At 38.6% G+C, this 24,258-nt stretch carries 25 protein-coding genes; 1 reads left to right on the top strand and 24 read right to left on the bottom strand.

Annotated elements, in window-relative coordinates; genetic code table 11:
- Window positions 1-2: 2 nt before the first annotated feature.
- From aroB to NQZ71_RS09185, 15 genes are all read right to left on the bottom strand, one after another.
- Window positions 3-1,082 (bottom strand): 3-dehydroquinate synthase, encoded by a 1,080-nt coding sequence (gene aroB / locus NQZ71_RS09255; protein WP_144452830.1) that lies wholly within the window; start codon window positions 1,080-1,082, stop codon window positions 3-5.
- Window positions 1,082-2,254, bottom strand: coding sequence for a chorismate synthase (gene aroC, locus NQZ71_RS09250; protein WP_127737616.1), 1,173 nt, complete (start codon window positions 2,252-2,254; stop codon window positions 1,082-1,084). The genes aroB and aroC overlap by 1 nt, the downstream gene beginning before the upstream one ends.
- A gap of 110 nt (window positions 2,255-2,364) precedes the next feature.
- Window positions 2,365-3,138 (bottom strand): CheR family methyltransferase, encoded by a 774-nt coding sequence (locus NQZ71_RS09245; RefSeq protein ID WP_317011698.1) that lies wholly within the window; start codon window positions 3,136-3,138, stop codon window positions 2,365-2,367.
- Between the two features lie 245 nt (window positions 3,139-3,383).
- The gene (gene ndk / locus NQZ71_RS09240; RefSeq protein WP_144452827.1) at window positions 3,384-3,830 is read right to left on the bottom strand and encodes a nucleoside-diphosphate kinase; all 447 of its coding nucleotides are present in this window, start codon (window positions 3,828-3,830) and stop codon (window positions 3,384-3,386) included.
- A gap of 88 nt (window positions 3,831-3,918) precedes the next feature.
- Complete coding sequence (gene hepT, locus NQZ71_RS09235; protein ID WP_317011697.1) at window positions 3,919-4,881, bottom strand: heptaprenyl diphosphate synthase component II; 963 nt, start codon at window positions 4,879-4,881, stop codon at window positions 3,919-3,921.
- A gap of 46 nt (window positions 4,882-4,927) precedes the next feature.
- Entirely contained in the window at window positions 4,928-5,635 is a 708-nt protein-coding gene (locus NQZ71_RS09230) for a demethylmenaquinone methyltransferase (protein ID WP_144452823.1), read from the bottom strand.
- A 6-nt stretch (window positions 5,636-5,641) separates the two neighbouring features.
- Window positions 5,642-6,433 (bottom strand): heptaprenyl diphosphate synthase component 1, encoded by a 792-nt coding sequence (locus tag NQZ71_RS09225; protein WP_144452821.1) that lies wholly within the window; start codon window positions 6,431-6,433, stop codon window positions 5,642-5,644.
- Between the two features lie 133 nt (window positions 6,434-6,566).
- Window positions 6,567-7,130 carry a GTP cyclohydrolase I FolE gene (folE, locus tag NQZ71_RS09220; RefSeq protein ID WP_144452819.1) on the bottom strand — a complete coding sequence of 188 codons (564 nt, stop codon included), beginning with the start codon at window positions 7,128-7,130 and terminating at the stop codon, window positions 6,567-6,569.
- Between the two features lie 231 nt (window positions 7,131-7,361).
- A complete protein-coding gene (locus NQZ71_RS09215) occupies window positions 7,362-7,634 on the bottom strand; it encodes an HU family DNA-binding protein (protein ID WP_016203034.1) in 273 nt (90 codons plus the stop codon).
- Window positions 7,635-8,052: 418 nt separating this feature from the next.
- On the bottom strand, window positions 8,053-9,531 hold the full coding sequence (gene spoIVA, locus NQZ71_RS09210; RefSeq protein WP_144452818.1) for a stage IV sporulation protein A: 1,479 nt from the start codon (window positions 9,529-9,531) through the stop codon (window positions 8,053-8,055).
- A gap of 581 nt (window positions 9,532-10,112) precedes the next feature.
- Window positions 10,113-11,162, bottom strand: coding sequence for an NAD(P)H-dependent glycerol-3-phosphate dehydrogenase (locus NQZ71_RS09205; protein ID WP_144452816.1), 1,050 nt, complete (start codon window positions 11,160-11,162; stop codon window positions 10,113-10,115).
- Window positions 11,163-11,176: 14 nt separating this feature from the next.
- Complete coding sequence (gene der, locus NQZ71_RS09200; RefSeq protein WP_127737607.1) at window positions 11,177-12,487, bottom strand: ribosome biogenesis GTPase Der; 1,311 nt, start codon at window positions 12,485-12,487, stop codon at window positions 11,177-11,179.
- 306 nt (window positions 12,488-12,793) lie between these two features.
- Window positions 12,794-12,979 carry a capping complex subunit for YIEGIA gene (locus NQZ71_RS09195; RefSeq protein ID WP_127737606.1) on the bottom strand — a complete coding sequence of 62 codons (186 nt, stop codon included), beginning with the start codon at window positions 12,977-12,979 and terminating at the stop codon, window positions 12,794-12,796.
- Window positions 12,976-13,866, bottom strand: coding sequence for a YIEGIA family protein (locus tag NQZ71_RS09190; protein WP_144453388.1), 891 nt, complete (start codon window positions 13,864-13,866; stop codon window positions 12,976-12,978). The genes NQZ71_RS09195 and NQZ71_RS09190 overlap by 4 nt, the downstream gene beginning before the upstream one ends.
- Window positions 13,866-14,474 carry a YphA family membrane protein gene (locus NQZ71_RS09185; protein ID WP_275005759.1) on the bottom strand — a complete coding sequence of 203 codons (609 nt, stop codon included), beginning with the start codon at window positions 14,472-14,474 and terminating at the stop codon, window positions 13,866-13,868. Before NQZ71_RS09185 ends, NQZ71_RS09190 begins: the two co-directional genes overlap by 1 nt.
- A gap of 143 nt (window positions 14,475-14,617) precedes the next feature.
- Between NQZ71_RS09185 and NQZ71_RS09180 the strand changes: the two genes are divergently transcribed.
- Window positions 14,618-14,764 carry a YpzI family protein gene (locus NQZ71_RS09180; protein WP_127737604.1) on the top strand — a complete coding sequence of 49 codons (147 nt, stop codon included), beginning with the start codon at window positions 14,618-14,620 and terminating at the stop codon, window positions 14,762-14,764.
- Window positions 14,765-14,837: 73 nt separating this feature from the next.
- Here NQZ71_RS09180 and rpsA read toward each other — a convergent pair whose 3' ends face one another.
- The 9 genes from rpsA to NQZ71_RS09135 form a co-directional block, all read right to left on the bottom strand.
- Window positions 14,838-15,980: a 30S ribosomal protein S1 gene (gene rpsA / locus NQZ71_RS09175; RefSeq protein WP_144452812.1), complete on the bottom strand. Its 1,143-nt coding sequence runs from the start codon at window positions 15,978-15,980 to the stop codon at window positions 14,838-14,840.
- A gap of 179 nt (window positions 15,981-16,159) precedes the next feature.
- The gene (gene cmk, locus NQZ71_RS09170) at window positions 16,160-16,837 is read right to left on the bottom strand and encodes a (d)CMP kinase (RefSeq protein ID WP_144452810.1); all 678 of its coding nucleotides are present in this window, start codon (window positions 16,835-16,837) and stop codon (window positions 16,160-16,162) included.
- A 206-nt stretch (window positions 16,838-17,043) separates the two neighbouring features.
- A complete protein-coding gene (locus NQZ71_RS09165) occupies window positions 17,044-17,226 on the bottom strand; it encodes a DUF5359 family protein (RefSeq protein WP_144452808.1) in 183 nt (60 codons plus the stop codon).
- Between the two features lie 68 nt (window positions 17,227-17,294).
- Entirely contained in the window at window positions 17,295-17,957 is a 663-nt protein-coding gene (locus NQZ71_RS09160; protein ID WP_317011694.1) for a flagellar brake protein, read from the bottom strand.
- Between the two features lie 148 nt (window positions 17,958-18,105).
- Window positions 18,106-19,452 (bottom strand): germination protein YpeB, encoded by a 1,347-nt coding sequence (gene ypeB, locus NQZ71_RS09155; RefSeq protein WP_275005766.1) that lies wholly within the window; start codon window positions 19,450-19,452, stop codon window positions 18,106-18,108.
- Between the two features lie 16 nt (window positions 19,453-19,468).
- A complete protein-coding gene (gene sleB / locus NQZ71_RS09150; protein ID WP_317011693.1) occupies window positions 19,469-20,512 on the bottom strand; it encodes a spore cortex-lytic enzyme in 1,044 nt (347 codons plus the stop codon).
- A 143-nt stretch (window positions 20,513-20,655) separates the two neighbouring features.
- On the bottom strand, window positions 20,656-21,336 hold the full coding sequence (gene prsW, locus NQZ71_RS09145) for a glutamic-type intramembrane protease PrsW (protein ID WP_144452800.1): 681 nt from the start codon (window positions 21,334-21,336) through the stop codon (window positions 20,656-20,658).
- Between the two features lie 35 nt (window positions 21,337-21,371).
- Complete coding sequence (locus NQZ71_RS09140) at window positions 21,372-22,334, bottom strand: YpdA family putative bacillithiol disulfide reductase (protein WP_317011692.1); 963 nt, start codon at window positions 22,332-22,334, stop codon at window positions 21,372-21,374.
- Between the two features lie 138 nt (window positions 22,335-22,472).
- Entirely contained in the window at window positions 22,473-23,750 is a 1,278-nt protein-coding gene (locus NQZ71_RS09135; RefSeq protein WP_144452797.1) for a Glu/Leu/Phe/Val family dehydrogenase, read from the bottom strand.
- Window positions 23,751-24,258 lie beyond the last annotated feature (508 nt).

The raw sequence follows: 24,258 nt of genomic DNA, 5'->3' as shown, positions 1-24,258 counted from the left end.
CTCTATTCTCCCTTGAAAATATGTAGTTCTTCCATTAATTCTTTTTCATCCATTTTAACGATAACCGGATTGCCAATGGCATCAAGCAGGACAAAGTGGATTGTTCCACTTACAGATTTCTTATCCTGTTTCATTCTATCTATCAGGGCTTCTACCTTTAAATGTGCTGGAACCTTTGTCTCATATCCCAATGATTGCAGCCAAGCTTCAAGGTTGTTGATGGAGAAATCAAGCTGAAGCTTCTTTTTGCTTAGGCGCAATGCAAACAACATGCCGATAACAACTGCTTCACCGTGTGACATATTCCCATAGCCCATTTCTGCTTCAATCGCATGGCCAAGTGTATGGCCAAAGTTTAGAAATGCACGGACATTCGCTTCCTTTTCATCCTTGGCAACAATTTTACTTTTAACAAGAATCCCCTTTTCCAATAGCACTTCCCATGTCTTTTCTGGTACTTTCTCTAGCTCATCAATCTCATTTAGCAATGTTTCATAAAAGCGTGCATCACTTATCAAGGCATGCTTTATTACTTCACCAAATCCACTTCGGAGCTCAAGCGCAGGCAATGTACGAAGAAAACCAGTCTCGTAAAAAACAGCCTCTGGCTGATAAAAAGCACCAATCATGTTTTTGCCGAGCGGATGGTTAATGGCTACTTTCCCGCCAACTGCACTATCATGTGCAAGAATGGTTGTTGGAACCTGGATAAACGGAATGCCACGCATATAGGAGGATGCGACAAAACCGGCAAGGTCACCGACAGCCCCTCCGCCTAAAGCGATGATTAGTGATTTTCTATCCAGCTTTTCTTCAAGTGCAAAGCTTTGGCAGCTGTAAAACACATCAAATGTTTTTGCGTGTTCTCCTGCAGGAACGATATGGGAAACAACAGGAAATCCTGTTATTTCCCGCTGCAGTGCTTGTAAATGGAGCGCTGCAACTGTCTCGTCTGTTATAATAAGCACCTTTGTGCATTCAGGTAAATGGGTTTGTATAAAGCCGTTTAATTGTGTGACTGTGTTATCGCCGATAAAAACAGGATACGATTTAGAACCTGCATCAACTTGAACTGTCTTCATTAAAATTCCCTCGCATATTGACGATGCTTTTCCACATTTTCAAGCAAGCCTTCAAAACGGTCAGAATAAAACTGATCAACGATTGCACTTGCCAATTCCCATGCAACAGCACTTTCTGCAACAACTGCTGCTGCAGGAACAGCACAGCTGTCTGAGCGCTCAATGCTTGCTGCAAAAGGTTCCTTCGTTTCAATATCAACACTGTTTAATGGCTTGTAAAGCGTCGGAATCGGCTTCATAACACCCTTAACAATAACAGGCATACCTGTCGTCATTCCGCCTTCAAAGCCGCCTAAGCGATTCGTTTTGCGCGTGTAGCCGTGAATGCTGTCCCAAATGATTTCATCATGTACTTCGCTTCCAGGCTTGCTTGCCGCTTCAAAGCCAATGCCAATTTCGACTCCTTTGAATGCATTAATACTCATAATCGCACCTGCAAGCTTCGCATCAAGCTTTCTGTCATAATGAACATAGCTGCCAACGCCAACAGGCATTCCTTCTGCGATAACCTCTACAATTCCGCCGATGGAATCTCCATTTGTCTTTGCATCATCGATAGCTTGCATCATTTTTTTCTCTGCAACAGGATCTAAGCATCTGACAGGAGACTGCTCCGTTAATTCAATGATTTTATCAATGGAAGGATATTCTTGTATGTCGGCTTTCACTCCGCCTATTTCCAAGACATGTGAAGCAATCTTGATTCCTAATAATGACAATAATTTCTTTGCTGCTGCACCTGCGGCAACCCTAACTGTCGTTTCTCTTGCTGAAGATCTTTCTAATACGTTGCGCATGTCGCGGTGTCCATACTTAATGGCACCGTTCAAGTCAGCATGACCTGGTCTTGGACGGGAAATCTTCCGTTTAATTTCACTTGATTCCTCTTCATCAATCGGTCCTTGACCCATGACTTTTGTCCAGTGCTTCCAGTCGTTATTTTCAACAATAAGCGACACTGGTGAGCCAAGTGTCTGGCCGTGTCGAATTCCGCCACCGATTTCAGCAGTATCTGTTTCAATCTGCATTCTTCTGCCTCGGCCATGCCCTTTTTGTCTTCTAGCAAGCTGTTCGTTAATATCCTCAGCAGTTAATGGCATACCTGCTGGAAGACCTTCTATAATTGTAATTAGTTTTGGACCATGTGATTCCCCTGAAGTTAAATATCTCATATCAAAATCCTTTCTCCCTTCAACGCTTTAAAGGAAATATGTTTCAATATATCATACGTTTGCGAATATGAATAGTAAAAAATCCTTGAAAGCTATAAAAAACTTAAATTTTACATCTTTTTATAGAAAAAAGTATCCTCTGTTTCTAATCCGTACTTGCCAGGATTAAAAATTTGCTCTGTACTGCCAACAAAAAATATTCCGCCTGGTCTTAAAGCATTCGCAAATTTTTGATATAAAATATCCTTTGCTTCTTCTGTAAAATATATCATAACATTGCGGCAGACTATTAAATCAAAAGGCCCTTGGAATGGATCTGACAATAAGTTCTGCTGCTTAAATGTAACAGGCCTTTTTATTACATCACTAATTTTAAACATACTTCCCGACTGACTAAAATGCTTTTGCTTTTGTACTGCTGGAACCTCATTTAATGAGCGCTCCACATAAAGACCTACCTTTGCTCTTTCAATAGCATTTATGTCGATATCAGTTGCTTTTATCTGAAAGTTAGATGGACGCAGGTGGTTTGACAGAATCATGGAAAGCGTATAAGGCTCCTCGCCCGTTGAACAAGCAGCACTCCAAACCTTTAAATTAGCACTGGTTTTAATCAGATTTGGCAATATTTTATTTTCCAGAACTTCCCACCTTCTGAAATTACGGTAAAATTCTGACACATTAATCGTCATGCGGTCCAGCAATTCCTCAAGAAGCTCCTTATTTTTGCCGATTGCCATCGAGTATTCCTTAAAGGAACGATATCCTCTTTTTTCGTAGAGGGACGTCAATCTTCTTTTCATTTGTGCTTCCTTATACAAAGATAAATCGATGCCTGATACTTGATGAAAATTTTTGATGAACTCTTGGTAGTCTTTTTCCATAGTTAAACCTCGCATCCTGATGCTATTAATTTTCTTTTTATTAGTATAAACGATATTTATTGAAAATGGGGTAATAATTTAGGTGTGTTTATAATCGAAAGGCAAATATCGTCTATTACGTGTATTCCTATTATTTGGATTGTGCCCACATTCATACTTGTTAGAAATTAAAAAAACTGTCCTTTAAAGCTAGCCTCACAATAGTTAATGTGAAGCTTTCGCCTTAAAGGACAGTTATTACTGGATTAATAGACCCATGTATTGCTTAACTTATTATACTCTACTAATTCTTCTTCCTTAAAGAATAAACCGATTTCTCTCGCAGCGCTATCCACACTATCAGAGCCATGAATGACGTTTTTTCTCATTACTACACCAAAGTCTCCTCGAATTGTGCCAGGCGGCGCATCCAACGGATTCGTTTTGCCCATCATGGCCCTCGCCTTTGTCACTACATCTTCGCCAGACCATACCATCGCGAATACTGGTCCTGATGTAATAAAATCAACGAGCTCCATAAAAAATGGCTTGTCCACATGCTCTTGGTAATGCTGCTTGGCAAGGTCTTGCGACACGACCATTAATTTTGCACCAACAAGCTGGAATCCTTTACTTTCAAAGCGCTCCACAATCTTGCCGATTAAATTTCTTTGCACTCCATCCGGTTTGACCATCAAAAACGTCTTCTCCATTTGATTCACTCCTATGTATGAATATAAAAAGAAAAACTAGTATTTATGAAAACGATATCATACATAGAAGTACTTTGCAAAGCTTAACTTAGAACTTTCTTTTACCTAAGTATTTCGCAATATTAATAAGTGCTGTTTTACTTCTTCCCTTTGGCAGGTCTGCAATTGCATCCAATGCTTTTTGGAGGTAAGCGTTACTTATTTTCATCGAACGGTCAATAGCATCTGTACTCTTAATCAGCTCGATAATTTCTAAAAGATCTTCCCGATTCATCTCTTCGTGTACGGTGGACACCCTTTTACGAATACCTTCATCTTCCATTGCATACAGAACAGGCAATGTGATATTACCTTGCAGTAAATCACCGCCAGCAGGCTTTCCAAGCTCTTCTTCTGTACCAACAAAATCCAGAACATCATCAATAATTTGATAGGACATCCCAACGTAATATCCAAACTTATGTAGTTTTTTCTGATGCTTTTCTTCCACATCGGAAGCAATTGCACCTACTAAAGAACTAGCTGAAATGAGGAGGGCCGTTTTTCTTTTTATACGGCGGAAATAATCTCTGACATTTTGTTCAAAGTAATATTTGTCCTTAATCTGCTGAATTTCTCCTATGCAAACCTCCACTATCGTATCAGCCAGCACCTTATGTGCAGCAGGCTTCTTTAGCTCACTCATTATTTCAAGTGATTTAGCAAAGATATAGTCGCCTGTATACATGGCAACTTTATTATCCCATTTTGCTTTAATCGTCGGCTGGCCCCTGCGCAGGTCTGAGTCATCAATAACATCATCATGAACAAGGGAAGCCATGTGAATGAGCTCTAGAGCAACAGCTGCTTTTTTAATGACATGAATATCATATTGGCCAATTTGGCCTGCAAGCAGGACAAAAATTGGCCTAATCCGCTTGCCGCCTGCCTTGAGAAGATGAAGTGACGAATCTCTTAAAATGGAAGTGTTGGCGTTCACTGTTTCTTCAAGTGTTTTTTCAATTATCTCCAAATCCGAATTCAAAAATGAATATATCATTTTTAATTTCACTAAACTTCACCCGTCTTTAACTGCTGCATAAAAATAGATACAGACATTATTTTTCTTTAAAGCCAATATGCACAGCAGCTACACCACCGCTGTATGGTTTAAACGTCACATTTGACAAGCCTGCCTTTTCAAACAGAGAAGCAAGTTCCTTCATGCCGGGAAAATCCCGTGCCGATTCCTGCAGCCATGAGTATTCCTTAAAGCTTTTGGCAAAAAGCTTTCCGAACATCGGCATGATGAAGCGAAAATAAACGTAATAGCCTTGCTTAAAAACAGGCATTGTAGGCTGCGATGTTTCCAGACAGACAACCTTTCCTCCTGGTTTCACTACTCTTTTCATTTCCTTAAGAACTTGCAAATAGTCTGGCACATTTCGCAAGCCAAATCCGATTGTCACAAAATCGAAGCTGTCATCTGGAAACGGAAGTTCCATTGCATTCCCATGTATCAATTCAATATTGCTGTAGCCCTTGGTTTTTTCTTTCCCAATGCTCAGCATATTCTCGCTGAAATCAAGCCCTTTGACTTCACCAGTCGGCCCAACAGCATCTGCAAGACTGATTGTCCAGTCGGCAGTACCACAGCATACATCCAAAGCTTTAGCACCTTTTGTGACATTCATCTTTTTCATTGTGTCTTTGCGCCAAATTTTATGCTGTTGAAAGCTTATCACCGTATTCATCTTGTCATAATTGCCATATATTTTTTCGAATACATGGTGCACTTTTTCTTCTTTTGATTGGTGCTCCCGCATTGCCTCTTACCCTTCTTCCACATACATTTGTTGTTTTATTTTATCCAATATTGCTGATGTCCTTGCTGTAATGCTGGCTTCGACATTTTTAGAGCTCGTTAGTGCTTCTGTGAGCATGTCAGCTGCCTCTTGAATAAACGGTTCGAACAAAAGATATTTATTATCCTCTGCGAGACGGGCGAGCTCTTCACTATGATTAGTCAGCCTGTTGAATAAAAATGAATTACCAGTCAAATTATATGTATTCCTGTCTTGCAGCATTCTGTTCAGAAATAGAAATGACAGCGCAAAGTTTTTCCAGTTATCCAAGCGGAAACGGTCGATCAATTTTTCCAGGATGGAAAATTCCACAGCTACGATTGCCTCTCTCATTTCAGACAGTCCAGCAAACGCCTGCTGATAAATGATCATTTTATTCTCATTCACTTCTTTAATCGCTTCAGCGAATACTTTTATCATTTCATAATCTTCCAGGTCTGCCAACAGCTTGTAATACTGGCCACTGTAAAAATCACCTGCCAATATTGTCAACTGCCTGTTCTTTTCTATTCCTTTATGAACGCTGTCATTTGTTACAAGTTCATGGGTATCAAGGGCAATTTGAATAAGCATCTTCGTTGTGGCATATGTGATGACCTGACTGTCGTTTAAGTCAGCCTGCTTTAACAGAAATACGGTTAACAAAAGCTTGTCTTCATCAATTACCGGGTTGTCTATATGCTTAAAAAGATAAGGATGAGCAATCTTTTGCAAAACCTCTTCACGCACCATTTCCACCATTTCTTGAAATAACATCATAATATCACCCTTGTTCCCCCAAAATTTCTCTTTGTATCTTTTTTAACACAATCGTCATTATATTTGTATAAAGTCTAGATTATTATAGCATAAACACCTGACAACACCACTTAAAAAGGCCTATAGGCATGTCTTATTTTATTAAAGTAAGCACTTCTGCGCGCGCTTCTGCATTTTCCGCGTATCTTCCGCGCACTGCGGTAGTTACCGTCTTCGCACCAGGCTTGTTTACTCCTCGCATTGTCATGCACATATGCTCTGCTTCAATGACAACCATAACACCATGAGGGTCAAGCATTTCTATAATGGCATCAGCCACAGTTGATGTAATGCGTTCTTGAAGCTGTGGACGTTTTGCTACAGCCTCGACAGCTCTTGCTAATTTACTCAAGCCCGTTACTTTGCCGTTTCTAGGAATATATGCCACATGAGCCACTCCATAAAACGGAACGAGATGGTGTTCACACATGCTGTACAGCGGAATGTCTTTTACAAGCACTAGCTCCTCATGTTCTTCACCGAAAATCGTATGGAAATATTCTCTCGGATCCTCATTTAATCCCGAGAATATGTCACTATACATTTTGGCAACCCTTTTCGGGGTATCCAGCAATCCTTCTCTTTCAGGATCTTCCCCTATTGCTTCCAAAATTTGTTTTACCGCATCTTCTATCTTGGCCAAATCAACATTCGACATTCTTTTTTTCCTCCTAAAGCTATCAATCCAATTTCCTTTAACCATATTAGCATATAAAAACAACTAACACCACGAATGGCTGCTAATTCTTTTATCATCCATTTACATCCAACACCTTCTGTAAATCCTAGAATAATGCCAGCTGCTACTTATGCCATTCTGTTAAAAAAAAAGCAAAAAAACCGCGAGTAATTCGCGGTTTTTAGAGAAATAATATGCAATGTATGTAGATTACTTCACTGCGTCTTTAAGTGCTTTACCTGGTTTAAAAGCAGGAACTTTGCTTGCTGCAATTTCGATTTCTTCACCAGTTTGAGGGTTACGTCCTTTACGTGCTGCACGCTCACGAACCTCAAAGTTACCAAAACCGATAAGTTGTACTTTATCACCATCTTTTAAAGCATTCAAGATTGTATCAAAAACAGCATCAACTGCTTTAGTAGCGTCTTTTTTTGATAATTCGCTTGCTTCTGCAACCGCGTTAATCAATTCTGTCTTGTTCATGCCTTTCACCTCCTCCCAAATGTTTCAAATAAATCCTAAAAAATCGTTTCATATCATTATTTGTAAACAATTTATCGGAATTTTATACGTCATTAAGAATATTTTCTCCTCGTTCACACCATTGTTTAAAATGATGCTACTTCTAACATGACAAGCATTAATAAGAAACATCATAATGCTTTAATCGCTGTAATGACGCTGATTCCTTTAAAAGATTATCATAATCGTTTGAGCTTATCAAGAAATTTTATATAATGATAGCAATCTTTTCAGTAATTGATATAAAAGTGTAATAAGGAAACCACAATTTTACAGTCGGCCAAAACCCATAGTAACAATGGCCCCTACGTAATTCTACACGTATCTCATAGCTGATCATTTTAAAATAAAAAAAAAGAAACTCCCAATAGAGAGTTTCCTACAAAATGATAGCTATAAGTCCTCCAGAGCCCTCATTGATGATGCGCTCTAGCGTTTCTTTTAGTTTGTATCGAGCATTTTCTGGCATAAGAGAAAGCTTAGCTTGAATTCCTTCTCTTACAATGGAGCTAAGGCTTCTGCCGAAAATATCTGAATTCCAAATAGATAGTGGATCATCCTCAAAATCCTGCATCAAGTATCTGACAAGTTCTTCACTCTGTTTTTCAGAACCGATAATTGGTGCAAATTCGGATTCTACATCAACTTTTATCATGTGGATGGATGGAGCAACAGCCTTAAGTCTTACACCAAATCTAGAGCCTTGGCGAATGATTTCTGGCTCATCTAGGCTCATATCCACAAGGGATGGTGCGGCGATACCGTAGCCTGTTTGCTTCACCATTTTCAATGCATCTGAAATTTGATCATATTCCGTTTTTGCGTGGGCAAAATCCTGCATTAACTCAAGCAAATGGTCTTTCCCTCTGATTTCCACCCCAACAATTTCCTTGAGGATTTCATCATATAATTCGTCTGGTGCAAACAAATCAATTTCCGCCACACCTTGCCCCATCTCAATTCCAGCAAGACCAGCCTTATCAATAAAATCAAAATCACTGAATTGCTGAACAACACGATCCACATCTCGCAGTCTCTTAATATCTTTAACTGTTTCTTTCACTGCCTCTTGATAATTGTCACGAAGCCAGTGATTTTCTCTGAGAACCATAACCCAGCTCGGCAAGTTTACGTTAACTTCCAATACTGGAAACTCAAATAATGCTTCTCTCATTACATTAAGAACGTCTGACTCTCTCATGCTTTCAACACTCATTGCAATGACTGGAATATCATATTTTTCAGACAGCTCATTGCGAAGTTTTTCTGTGTTTGGATGAAAAGGCTGAGCACTATTGATAATCATAATAAAAGGCTTACCAACCTCTTTCAGCTCTTCAATAACCCGATTTTCTGCTTCTAAGTAATTACTTCTTGGAATATCCCCAATCGTCCCATCTGTTGTAATGACAACACCGATTGTGCTGTGCTCTTGTATAACCTTTCTTGTACCAATTTCAGCCGCCTCATGAAATGGAATCGGCTCTTCATACCATGGAGTATTAATCATTCGAGGTCCATTTTCATCCTCATACCCTTGTGCACCTGGAACTGTGTAGCCGACACAATCAACTAATCGGATATTTACATCCAATCCTTCGTCTACAGTAACGGATGCTGCTTGGTTAGGAACAAATTTTGGCTCAGTCGTCATGATTGTTTTGCCTGCAGCGCTCTGAGGTAACTCATCCTTCGTCCTTGCACGATCTCCTTCATTATCCATATTAGGAATCACGACCAATTCCATAAACTTCTTTATGAAAGTAGACTTGCCTGTACGAACAGCACCTACTACACCTAAGTAAATATCACCGCCAGTTCTCTCGGCAATATCCTTAAAAATATTAACCTTTTCCAAATGATCCCCTCCTGAACTCTCCCTAGTGTAGAGATTAACAAAAATCCATATAATACATTTAGACATTATATATTTATGATGTTGTCCTATCTCATTATGACTACTTTTAAAAATTCCCCCTTTTTTTTTGCTAGGCAACTTGTAAATCAACAGCCTTAATTTCTTTTAAACCATTCTCTTAACTAGCACAAACACAGGAAAATAGCGGACTTTATCGCAAACCTTAAAAGAAATGCTACTAGTGAAGTTTTCTTTTAGGGTTTTATTCACGCCAAAAAAAATAACCCTTCTAAATCATGTATACACATGAAAAAAAAGGGTTATGACAGTTTTCGAAAAAATTATTTAATTTTGCTTGTGTACACCAATTAAACAGCTAATTTTTCTTCTCAAAAAAAATCAAAGTAAAAGCAGGGGAACCTTTACTTTGATTTAATGACTATATTGCCCATCACCTGTTCATTCCACCAGGTTGCTTCAAGGCATTGTATGCATAAATATATATTTCGTATCATGAAAATGCCTAAAGTAATGTAACATTTTCTAAAAAACAAAAACCAAAATGTTAGAAAAGATGATGATTATTCCGTATACTGGGAAGCAAGAATATTCACAAGATCTTCCATCTCATGCGTTTTGTCTCTTGTCATTAAGCCTTCAACGACATCCCTTGCATTCTTCCCGTTAAACAGCACATCGTATAAGGCATTTGTTATCGGCATCTCAATTCCGTATTTAACAGAAAGCTGATGTCCTGCTTTCGTCGTTCTGATGCCCTCTACGACCATTCCCATGTTCTCAAGGACTTCTTCTAGCGGGCAGCCTTTTCCAAGCAGATTTCCGGCTCTCCAGTTGCGTGAATGGACGCTTGTACATGTCACGATTAAATCACCAATCCCAGTTAAGCCTGAGAACGTCAAGGGATTAGCACCCATTTTCGTTCCTAATCTTGCCATTTCAGCAAGCCCTCTTGTGATAAGAGCCGCTTTTGCATTATCTCCAAACCCTAAGCCATCTGTTATACCGGCACAAACAGCGATGATATTTTTCAACGCTCCGCCAATCTCAACTCCGACTATATCTGGATTTGTGTAAACTCTGAATTTAGAATTAATGAATAGATCTTGAACCTTTTCTGCTTCTTCCATATTTTTTGAAGATACGGTAACTGTTGTCAAATGGCGCAAGCTCACTTCTTCTGCATGGCTTGGTCCTGACAACACGACAATACTTTTCAATAGTTGTGCCGGTATTTCTTCTTCCATAATTTCAGATATACGCAGTAGCGTGCCTGGCTCGATCCCTTTACTAACATGAATAAATGTTTTCGGCTCATCCAAATAAGGAATCATTTGCTGCATTACTTCACGCATCGCTTTTGTCGGCACAGACATGACGATAAAATGGACATCCTGTAATGCTTCTTGCATGGAAGTAAATCCAATGATGTTTTCTGAAAGCTTAATTTCCGGAAGATATCTTTTGTTAATATGGTTTTTATTTATTTCTTCAATATCCTGCTCGTTTTTCCCCCAAAGATGCACAGTGTGTCCATTGTCAGCAAGTACAAGTGCAAGTGCTGTTCCCCAGCTTCCAGCTCCGATCATTGCGACTTTTGTTTGATTACCCATTAGATCCACCTCTATTATTTTCTTTCACGCGCAAAAATTCTTATTGGTGTTCCTTCAAAGCCAAAAGCATCTCGTATACGGTTCTGTAAGAAACGCTCATAAGAGAAATGCATTAGCTCAGGATCATTAACAAATACAACAAATGTTGGCGGTCCGACTGCAACTTGAGTCGTATAGTAAATTTTCAAACGTTTTCCTTTATCAGTTGGTGTTGGATTCATCGCAACAGCATCCATAACAACATCATTTAATACACTTGTCTCTACCCTTAATGTATGGTTTTGACTCGCAACATTAATCATCGGAATTAATGTATGAATACGTTTTTTCGTTTTAGCAGACAAGAACACAATTGGTGCATAATCCAAGAATAGGAAATGCTCTCTAATATTTTGTTCAAATGTTTTCATTGTCTTTTCGTCTTTTTCGACAGCATCCCATTTATTTACAACAATGATGACAGCTCTGCCAGCTTCATGTGCATAGCCTGCGATTTTTTTGTCTTGCTCGATAATGCCTTCTTCTCCGTCAATAACAACTAAAACAACGTCTGATCTTTCAATCGCTCTTAATGCACGCAGCACACTGTATTTCTCTGTGCTTTCATACACTTTCCCTTTTTTTCTCATTCCGGCAGTATCAATGATTACGTACTTTTCACCGTTTACAGTTACTTGAGAGTCAATCGCATCCCTTGTTGTACCAGCAATATTGCTGACAATTACCCTGTCTTCTCCAAGCATGGCGTTTACTAGTGAGGATTTCCCGACGTTCGGGCGTCCGATAAGGGAGAACTTAATAACATCATCATCATATTCTTGTCCATTTCCTTTCGGGAAATGATTAGCTGCTTCATCCAGAAGGTCCCCAAGACCTAAGCCATGTGATCCTGAAATTGGCATTGGCTCGCCAAATCCTAATGAGTAGAAATCATAAATTTGCTCACGCATCTCTGGATTATCAATTTTATTAACCGCAAGAACAACAGGTTTCTTTGCACGATAAAGGATTTTTGCAACCTCTTCATCAGCAGCTGTTACTCCCTCACGGCCATTTGTGATGAAAATGATAACATCTGCCTCGTCAATTGCAATCTCTGCCTGTGCTCTAATTTGATCAAGAAACGGCTCATCACCAATGTCAATTCCGCCAGTATCGATTAGATTGAAATCATGATTCAGCCAGTCTGCTGAGCTGTATATTCTATCTCTTGTTACTCCAGGAATATCTTCTACAATGGAGATTCTTTCTCCAACAATTCTATTGAAAATAGTAGACTTACCTACGTTAGGCCTTCCTACTATTGCTATTACAGGTTTCGCCATTCTTACTTACACCCTTCCATACTTCAAATAGTCTGTTTTGCTTTATGTTCACAAAATACTATGTATATTTGTTATTCCAAGCTGCTAATTTATTGCCTTGTGTTTGTGTCTATCATAAGGAAATAAAAATTGTTTAAATGCCACCTTTTTCAAACTAACTAAAAACAATTAGGGGATTACCTATTTTTTGAGGCAGTCCCCTAACTAATATATCTTAACAGAGTGGCCTTGTACAGGCAAGAGCTAGAAATTTGTTTATTGTAGGGGGAGATGGCCTATACATAGTTTTCCTAATACCCTGATAAGTCAATGCTTGACGATAATAAATACGTCCTCACTAATTTTATGGGCTATTCCGTCAAGAATCGCCTCCAGGTTTGTTGCAACTGCTTCCATTTCATTAACATCACTGCAATAAAAGACGCCAGTTCCTGGTGCTACTTTGTCCGGTTTTGTTGTAATAGCTGCTAAAATATACTTTTCAATTGTCACCGTGCTTCTTCCTCCCGTCGCAGCCTTTTGCTCGGCATACGGATGGCATTTTCAAGGGTAGGGACAGCGCCAATTATTTCAAGCGCTTTTTCCTTTTCGTTGTTTTGCGGCAAAATAAACACAGCAACCCTTCCATCCTCTAAGTCTCTTTTCGCCAAGGGTACCAATGCAGGTGTTCCCGAATCCCTGTACACTCCTAAAGCTGTTGAGACATCATACAAAATAGCCTGTCTTTGCCCAAGATTAGCAATTGTTGTTCGTGCATTGAAATTCTTTGGTGTCAGGATAAAGCCCATACCATATTTCAATACTTCCTCCTGCCGTGCTGGTATCCCGATATTCATGATATAAATATTATCAACATAAAGACCCGGTCCATCGAATCTCGGCTCAACATAATCGATTGTTACAATGTCACGAAGCTTTCCACCAGACATCAGCTTCCGGCTAATAAAAAAGGAGATAATAGCAGCGACTATGCCTCCCCAGATTTGAAAGGTTATATATCCAAAGGTGCTAAGCAGGCTCGCAAACATAACAAGATAGTTTCTGCTTTCAAAGGCAATTGCAATCCCTTCAATATATGTCTTCCCGCGCGGAACCATTTCATAGCTATCTAGCTCTGTTAGTGTGTTTCGCTCCATGTTGCGAACATCGCGAAATTGTGATGCTGCGACAGTTAAGAAGGTCACTGCAGTGAAATCCTTGTCTAATATAGAGGGAATGGCGACTGTACCTAGACCAGCTGCGATAAACCCAAGGGCAATATGTATAATCTTCCCATGCAAATATGTTGGATACTGTCGGTAATCTGTACGAAGCATAAACATGCGGAGGGCAGTTCCAATCACGAGTCCGAACATGATCGGATATGTAAATGTAGTCATCATAGTTTTTGCTTCTCCTTTTCAAGTAAATAAATATGCTGTTCCAATCTTGCAAGAAAGACTTTCATCATGTGAAGTACAGCCACACTGCTAATCCCTATAAGCAAACTGTCAAAATAGGCAGGTGTCCCAATTCCAGCATCCATACGATAATAATGCAGCAAGCCGCCATACAATACCTCACCAAATGAGCTTCCTAATACAATCATTATGACTTGGCAGAATACAGACTTATGTAATAAAAGGGCTAATAGGACAAGCGTTGCAGCTAACAGCAACCTTTTGTCAGCAATCAGCCACACTGGATCAAGAATGCTCAATAGCTGAAAAGAAACATATGCAAGCATTGTCATAAACGAAGTTAACACGGAAAACAGCTGCAGAGATAGCTTCAGTCTTGAGGCAAATATAAATGCTGCTACTAATTGAATTAACAACAAGACGGATACTTCCACACCGCCTATAAAAAAATGATAAGGAAATAAAATCATTGCAACTAATAATATGGATGCGTAAAAAAACCTATTTCGATTATCCTTGTCCATCATAAAGGTCGATATTACCCAAAGCATCCACGCGAACCAATAAAACCAATTACCTTCCATCATCTGTTCACACTCCTACTTTTTCCATTATGTCAATTTAATATGTACTTTAAACTAAGAAAAAAGCAGGCAAGTAAAAACACAGGGAAATTGTCTGTATAAAGTGTAGTATTATATATCATTCTATTGTTAGGGGGTGTGTTTAAGTGGGTAAAGATCGACAAGAAAAAAAGTTAAAGAAAAGTCATCGTGTAGAATCTGACAGAGATCAGGCAATCCATTATAATGGGGCGACAAGATTGCAAAGCCCTGCGGAAGGCCGCGCATTAAACGATAATAAATACAGTGAATAAATTCCCATAAAAAAAGAGCGGTCCCTTCTCATAACGGAGAAGGAACTGCTCTTTTTAAGACAGCTCTATACTATTATTGTTGCTTTAATTTTTTCAATTGCTCCCCAATCATATCTCCCAGCTGGAAGCCTTTTGATTCTTCTGGAAGCTCATATACTTCATCTTCTTCCTGCTCTTTTTCAGTCAAGTCTTTGATATTTAATGAAAGTCGTTGTTCCTCTTCATTTACATCAAGTACTTTCACTTGAACAGTTTGACCTTCTTTAAGAACTTCATGCGGTGTTCCGATGTGTTTATGAGCAATTTGTGAAATATGAACAAGTCCTTCAACACCTGGGAATACTTCAACAAATGCACCATATGACACAATGCGTTTAACTGTTCCTTCTAAAACACTGCCTTTTTCCGCTTTTTCAGCAATATTTGCCCACGGCCCTGGCAAAGTATCCTTAATAGACAAGGAAATGCGATCATTATTGCGGTCAACACTCAAGATTTTCACATTCACTTCTTGACCTTCCTGGACAACATCAGAAGGTTTTGTGATATGCTCATGTGAAAGTTGAGAGATGTGAACCAACCCGTCAATTCCACCTAAATCAACAAACGCACCAAAATCAGTTATTCTTTGAACAACGCCTTGAAGTGTTTGCCCTTCCTGCAATGATTCAAGCACATTTTGTTTTTGTTTGCTCTTTTGCTCTTCAATAACAGCCTTATGAGAAAGAATCAAACGATTTTTATCCTTTTCCAATTCGACAATTTTAAAGGAGATGGTTTTGCCTTTGTAGTCAGAAAAGTCTTCCACATAATGAGCTTCCACAAGGGAAGCAGGGACAAAACCGCGTACGCCTAAATCAACAACAAGACCGCCCTTAACGACATCCTTCACTTCTGCATCAAAGATTTCGCCAGAATTAAATCTCTCTTCTAAGCTTTCCCAAGCTTTTTCTGCATCTACTTTTCTTTTTGACAGAACAAGAGCATCCTCTTCTACTTTAATTACTTGAAGGTCAAGCTCTTCACCTTCTGATACAACATCTTCAGCCTTTTCAATATGAAGGCTTGATAATTCGCTGATTGGAATGATTCCATCCAGTTTGCTGTCAGTAATCGCGACAATAACTTGCTTCTCTTCAACCTTTGTAACCTTACCGGAAACTCGGTCTCCAACTGTGTAATTATGAACGACAATATCATTTAATTCTTCAGACATATGTACTCCTCCTTCAACTTTTCTATTGGAATTTTATGCAGCAGGTTGCTTATCCCATATAGCTTTCATAAAAAATTAATAGAATAATAAAAATTTATTTCTTCTATCTAACTTCTTATAAATGTGATTATTTGTCAAGTAAGAAACACTAGCGTGCATTATCAGGTAATCAGAGGACATCAGTTAGTGATTTTGTCCTCTGTTAATCCCATAATTTTACCTACAACATCCTCAATGGACAAAGAAGTAGTGTCAATTTCAATGGCATCATCTGCTTTTTTAAGTGGAGCAACTTCACGTTCAGAATCCAGCTTATCTCTTGCAGCTATTTCTGATTTCAACTGCTCTAAATCTGATTCAAAGCCTTTATTCAAATTCTCATTGTGGCGTCTAACTGCTCTCTCTTCGACAGAAGCAAGCAAAAATACCTTCACTTCTGCTGTAGGTATAACATGTGTTCCAATGTCTCTACCATCCATTACCACGCCGCCGCCAATTGCAAACCCCTGTTGTCTGCGAACCATTTCTTCACGCACTTCTTTATGCTTAGCAGCAATAGACACCGAGTTAGTTACATTGCTTCTGCGAATATCTTCTGTGACATCCATACTGTCCAAGAAGATTTTTTGCCCTTTTTCGCCGGGAAACAGCTCAATTGATGTACTTGAAAGCATATCTACCAATGCTGCCTCATCCTCTAAGCTTATTTCATTGTTTATAGCCTTAAGGGTTAGTGCTCTGTACATCGCCCCAGTATCGATATATATATAACCGAGCTGTTCTGCCACAATTTTCGCTACAGTGCTTTTTCCGGCTGCTGCCGGTCCATCTATTGCAATGCTGATTTTCTTATCCATATTTCCTCCTAGAAACCTTATCCATTCTTCGTATTCAACGTGAATTATTGAATTTACTTAGAACAAATTATTATTCGCAAGTTTATTTTATCATATTTTATGTTTTTATTTGTTGATTAAACCTATTAAAATCCATACTATTTTTTTGTGGATTCATATGATTTAAAAAAACCTTTCAAATCCCATATCGAAAGGTTTTTCATGTATTATTTCTGGTTAAGTCCGATTGTTTCCAGTATAGAGGTATAATTCGACTCAGTTACGCCTTCATATTGGGCAAGAGTTTGTAATCCCGGTAGTATGTTTGCAGATATAAGTACTTGTCCCGCTAGCAAAAAAAACAGTTGGATGGCAATTAGCTTAATCAATAACCGTTCAAAACGCTTCATTCCGATACCTCCACTTGTATTTGCTTATTTTACCTAATATTAGTATCGGAATATGATGAACAGTTTATTCAGAGTTCTAAGCCTTTCTTACGGAATGACAGTTGACGGTCAAAGCAAAAACGCAAGAATAGCTGTCTATCAGCAGGACTTACTTCAAGGAACTCTAGCGGCGCTTTGTTGTGTGTTTCATTATGATGAAAAATACTTTTGACATGTGCTTGTACTTTCGGGTAGTAATATTCGCCGTTTTGCATCGGTAGAACAAAGTACGGCTCAACAATTGTTTCTGCCTTCATATTAGAATCCTTTGGAACAAGGATTGCAGCACCACCTGCACTTATGTCTGTTGTAATCGTAGCAAACGGTTTTAGTTCATTATCAATGGAAGTAATCGCAACATCCACACTCGTTTCCACCCTTACATACTCTCTCCTTTGGATCTTAATCCACTGGTCTTTCGGAGGATAATGCAGTATTAACATCGGAATATTCCCTTGCTTTTCGCGCCCTATTATTTCTGAATCGAACATGTAAACTGTTCCATGGCTTGTTACGAAGCTGACCTTCAGCTGTGTGCCATTAAGCAGGAATACGGCTTTTTTTGTTTTCGAATTAATAGGATAATCAATAAAAATTTCGTTGTCGTTCATCTCGACTAAACGGCATTTATATTGTTCTGGAGCTTCACTATGAGCCGGTTCTAAAATTAAAGTATCTCCAATATTTATCACTGTAGTACCACGCCTTCTTGTGCAATTTAATAGTTTATAGTAATTCTTTTTACCTATATTATCGCAGAAAATTGACGGATATCAATAGTCACCTTAAAAACGACAGGCAAAAAGCAGCAGGAAATAGTACTATCCTACCGCTTTTTGTTTAAACGACTTCATCATACAGTGGTTCAGCGTTTTTAAGTTTTTCCACTTTTTCTTCTGTGCTTGTTTCTGCATTAATATAAATACGGTACGTATCATCATCCAATGTCCCGATAAATTCATAGCAAAGCACTTCTTGATTCAAATCATTAATTATGACCGCTAAACCATCCTGCATTATTTTCACTTTTTTGCTGATTTTATCTTGTGCCTCAGCTTTTGAAATAACAGGATCTGGAATATCCCGTTTCTTATGCTGTTTTAAGTAATCTTCTGCAGCAAAGCCTACAATATTGCCGTTATCAAGCGCGACCTTTATCTTAATGCTGTCAGGGTAAATTTTCACCCCATTTTCCTCTGTCACAAAGGTAAAGACACCGATATTATCATATTGCATACTTTCAAACAATGCCAAATCTTTAAAATCATGTTTTTTCAAAAAACCAACGGCTTTGTTGCTTGCATCATTTAAGCTGATTTTTTGTTTATTTACTTCTCTAGAAACGATGGACCAAATAGGGTAACCACCCTTTTTCGTTATATCCATATTTGCTTCTACTCCTGAGTCTTTTTCTTTTAGTGCAACACTGTAGAAGCCGTACCCTGCACCTTCTCCATTTTCAGTGATGTTCACATCCAAGTCGCCTTTAAAATCTGCATAATTCTCCGCAATTTTCTGTGCTTCCTTTTTCGTTATCGTCTTTCCTTCCAAATTACTGAAGTTTTCGTCCTTTTTCTCCATATTAACATTAGTAACTCCAAAGGTAGTTTCCTGATAACCATCGACTTTTTCTTCCACTGTCTTTAATCCATCAATAATAGTATTATCACCTTGCTTATTTGTTGCCAAGGCCATTTCTACATCCATCCAGCGCAGGTTGTTTTCAAGTACTAAATGCTGCACGTTGCGCAGTTCATCTTGAATATCTTTTGCATCACCATATAGTTTTTTCAGTGATTTGTATTCCTTATCTGTCAGTGGATCATCATCAAGATTTCTTACGGCAGTACGGTAGCTGAAGTCTCCAATATTCGCCAAAAACTCCTCTGTTTTGTTAAATGGCAATAATGTGAGCGGAAGCTGGCCAACATCACTATGAGCGTTTGACGTGATTCTCCACACCTCTGCTAATGCCGGTGAAAGTGATTCCTGTGAATTCATGGCAAGTGTTGTACCAATTTGATCATGCAAAAGGTCTATTTGATACGATAAATCATGAAAAGCTCGTTGATAACTGTTTTCCGCATTCATTAACACCGCGTTTTTTTCTTTATGCTCTTGATAGCCCCAAAAAGCTGCACCAGCAACCCCGATTGTCAATACGCCTATCATAATCCCTCTAAGCATTTAACGTTCACCCCTTTTATTTACAGAATATGTGCTTGCCTATTTGCTTGATTTGCGGCCTTGACCAAATCCAGCCACTTGTTGCTGTATCTGGATTAAAATAGTAAATAGCATTTCCTGTAGGGTCCCATCCATTGATTGCGTCAAGCACTGCTTTTTTTGCCGTTTCATTTGGTGTGAGCCAAATTTGTCCATCTGCAACTGCTGTAAATGCCCTCGGTTCAAAAATAACCCCTGACACTGTATTTGGGAAGGAAGCACTGCTTACACGGTTTAAAATGACGGAAGCTACTGCTACTTGACCAATATAAGGTTCACCTCTTGATTCACCGTAAACGGCATTTGCCATCAGCTGAATATCATTTTGAGAGAATCCGTTAGGTACATTCGCCGCTGTCGGTGTTTGCTTCTTCACAACCTCGCCGCCATTATTTTGGGCAGATTTCGTTGGAGTTGTTTTTGCATTATTGTTAGTTGTGTTTTTTGTTGTTGTATTATTATTAGTGGTTGCTTTATTTGCTCCAGCATTGTTCGTTTTCGGCTGATTTGCGGATTTTTGATTGTTGCTGCTCGGAGCCTTGTTTGCGTTAGCGTTAGAATTTTTACTAGGTGCTGCATTTCCTTTATTCGCATTGCCGGCAGCCTTATTGTTCGTGTTTTTAGGTGTTTTTTGTTTATTCAAATCCACTCCGCCATAATGGCTGAATTTCTTCCCACTGTTAATTTGTTCTTTAACAAATTGTTCATTATACTTTGATGCTTTTGCTAGTTTTAGTTTCGTTTGCCAGCCTGCCATTCCGTCAATCGGCAACCCAAATTCATATTGGAAATTTCTTAATGCCCAATATGTTTTCCAGCCGAAGACTCCATCAATTTTGCCATTATAAAATCCTATATATTGGAGCCTTGCTTGCAGTTCGATGACATCATCTCCAACAGCACCTTGCTGAACCACTTGATTTGTGAATGCTTCCGCTTTATGCTCCACATCCGCTAACGGTGCTAGAATGATACAGGCGGAAATTACGGCAGAAATTTTCGTTAAGAACTTTTTATTCATGCGTGTTTACCCCCAGATGTAAATACTATTTGTCATTGACTCTATTTTTTGTAGCGATTGGTTTTTTATGCAAAAAAAAAGAAAATGAACAGAATTCATTTTCTTTTTTACCGATTTTTCTCCATACACAATTGTGATGGTTCTTAAATTTTATAATTTGCATTCATATATTTGTTCACATGTTCTCTACTCAGTTCTCTAGCGATTTTGACTTTTCGTAAGCCAAGCCACCATAAAAACAGCATAAATGGAGTGATAAACAAAAGCCAGTTCTTTTGCATTGTTAGGATGTAATCATAAATACCATGGAGAATAAAGGGAATGACCAACGAATAGAAAATCCACTTGCCTTTTGGCATCGTAAATTTCCCTTTTCCAATATAATACCCCATGATAACACCGAAAAGAGCATGACTTGATACAGGAAGTAATGCTCTTCCTAAAGCATATTCCACACCATTAGCTACAAGGTAAAGAATATTTTCGACTGTCGCAAAGCCTAACGAGATAGATACACCATAAATAATACCGTCATATGGCTCATCAAATTCTATATGCTGATAGGCTGTAAAAAACAAGATAAACCATTTGAAAAACTCCTCTAACAAACTTGTTGTGATAAAGGAGTTTAACAAATGGGAAGGCACAGCTTCCTCGACCCGAAGAACGTATTGGATAAACATTATCGGAAAAACCAGCAACGCCCCTGTTATAAATGCCCTTAAAACTAATCCGATTGGTTCTGATTCATATTGATCCTTTAAATAAAAATAACTTAAAAGTGCCAGCCCTGGCGCTATACCAGCGGATAGTATGGCTAACATTCGCTCTTTTCCTCTCCCTTGTTAGCAATAGGCGGTTACGCTCTGTTCGCTATCGCTTTGGCTATTTGATCTCCGTGGAACTTGCCGTTTTCGATGAATATTTCATTTGCATTATTGCCTGCAGCAATAACGCCAGCAATAAAAATCCCCTCAACATTCGTTTCCATTGTTTCTGGATTAAAAACTGGTCTGCCCGTTTCTGCCTCCATTTCAACACCCATCAGCTTAATAAATTGATGATCCGGGTGATACCCAGTCATGGCAAAAACAAAATCATTGGCAATTTCACATGTGTCTCCATGCTTCGTATATACTAAAGTTTTTTCGTTAATTTCCACGACCTCTGCAGCAAACTCCATTTTAATGACATCATTTCTTACAAGTGCTTCAAACTCAGGCAAAATCCATGGCTTAATACTGCTTGAGTATTCTGTGCCGCGATACAAAACCGTTACCCTCGATCCAGCCTTCACTAATTCAATCGCAGCATCAACACTTGAGTTTTTTCCACCGATAACAGTAACATCATGATTAAAATATGGGTGTGCTTCCTTAAAATAATGGCTGACCTTTGGCAAATCTTCACCAGGAACATTCATATAATTAGGATGATCATAATAACCAGTCGCAACGATTACATAATTTGCGCGATATTCATCCTTTGAGGTTTTTATCGTAAAGTAATCGGCTTCCTTCTTTACATTGATAACTTCTTCGTAGGCATTTATCCTCAAATTTTTTCGTTTCACTACTTCCCTATAGTAAACAAGTGCTTGGTTACGGTTTGGTTTATACTGTTCTGTCAGAAAAGCAATTCCGCCGATTTCAAGCTTCTCACTTGTGCTGAAAAAAGTCTGGTGTGTTGGATACCCATGGATTGCATTAACTACATTCCCCTTCTCAATAATAAGGGGTTTGATGTTTACTTGTTCTAAAGCGATTGCAGCAGCCAATCCACAAGGTCCTGCACCGATAATAATCGCTTGTTCTTCTTTCATGTTAACCTCTCCTTACATTCTTTACAGCTTATATACGCATATTTATCATACTTTTATGTAGTATGCTTTTAATAAAAAAATCTCCTATTTATAGCATAGGAGATTTTTGGTTATTATACAATAGTTTGTTATCCTAACTTAAATCCAACCACGGAATCTTGATGCTTCCGCCATTTTCCTTACCCCGACCATATAAGCGGCCAATCTCATATCCACCCTGCGGATTTGAGCCGTGTCATAAATATTCTCAAAAGACTTGCTCATTACTTTTTCAAGCTTTTCTTCCACTTCTTCCTCTGTCCAGTAAAAACCTTGGTTGTTTTGCACCCATTCGAAATAAGATACAGTTACACCGCCAGCTGACGCCAAGACATCTGGCACAAGAAGGATACCTTTTTCTGTTAAAATCGTTGTTGCTTCTAAAGTTGTTGGTCCATTTGCTGCCTCTACAACAATACTTGCTTTTATATTATGAGCATTTTTTTCGGTAATTTGATTTTCAATTGCAGCAGGAACTAAAATATCACAATCCAACTCCAACAGCTCTTGGTTTGTAATGGTATTATTAAATAAATTAGTTACTGTTCCAAAACTGTCCCTTCTGTCAAGAAGATAATCAATATCCAATCCATTCGGATCATGTAATGCACCGTATGCATCCGAAATACCAATTACTTTTGCCCCAGCATCATGCATGAATTTTGCCAAGAAGCTACCAGCATTCCCAAAGCCCTGGACAACAACTCTTGCACCCACAATATCAATGCCCTTTCTCTTAGCCGCTTCACGTATACAGATGGTTACCCCTTTAGCGGTTGCTGTTTCTCTTCCATGTGAACCGCCTAAAACGAGTGGTTTTCCTGTAATAAAGCCAGGGGAGTTAAATTCATCAATCCTGCTATACTCGTCCATCATCCAAGCCATTATTTGTGAATTTGTAAAAACATCAGGTGCTGGAATGTCTTTTGTTGGTCCAACTATTTGACTAATTGCTCTTACATAACCTCTGCTAAGTCTTTCTAGTTCACGGAAGGACATGTCTCGTGGATCACAGACAATCCCGCCTTTACCGCCACCATATGGAAGGTCAACAATACCACATTTCAAACTCATCCAGATAGAAAGGGCTTTCACCTCTGTTTCTGTAACTTGCGGGTGAAATCTAATTCCCCCCTTTGTTGGGCCAACTGCATCATTATGCTGTGCCCGGTAGCCAGTGAATATCTTTACACTGCCATCGTCCATCCTTACAGGTATCTTCACTGTCATCATGCGAATCGGTTCCTTCAGTAGTTCATACACCTCATCAGAATAACCTAGCTTATTCAATGCCTTATGAATGATCGTTTGTGTTGATTTTAAAACATCGTGTTGCTCTTCAACAATCTTCTTTTCATTAGACTTTTTGGCTACCATTTAATGAATCCTCCTAAAAAACTGCAAAGTTAATTTAAATTTATCATTTTTTAACGGTCAAATTTCTCATTAAAGACTAGCATTACTATTCGTCTACATACAAATACATGCTTAATATAGTATGTACTTTTTTGGAGCATTTTTTAGAGAAAATTACTGCTGCTATTTTTTATAAAATGATTGTCTCTGTCTTATTGCATAAAGTATATGTTAACCGCAAATACGGTAAATCTATGCATGTACAACAGAGTCAATTGTACAAAATGCCTTTGCCACTATGGATAGATGTTTTATAGTATGCTCTCCTTTATAATATATTCAAAAAGATACAACTTTGTCCCTATCTTCCACACTTTTTATGGCACATTCTATTTTCTTGTTCTTAAAGAGATTTGCTTGACACAGCTATAAAGAATTAAGATATAATTCTTTATCATTATCTTATCATTTTTCCTCGAATTTACCAACGATGAAGTTAACTGTTTTCATTTTTTTTGCAGGACATTTT

Source organism: Niallia taxi (assembly GCF_032818155.1).
Classification (GTDB): domain Bacteria; phylum Bacillota; class Bacilli; order Bacillales; family Cytobacillaceae; genus Niallia; species Niallia taxi_A.
This window is presented reverse-complemented; position numbering and strand designations above follow the sequence as displayed.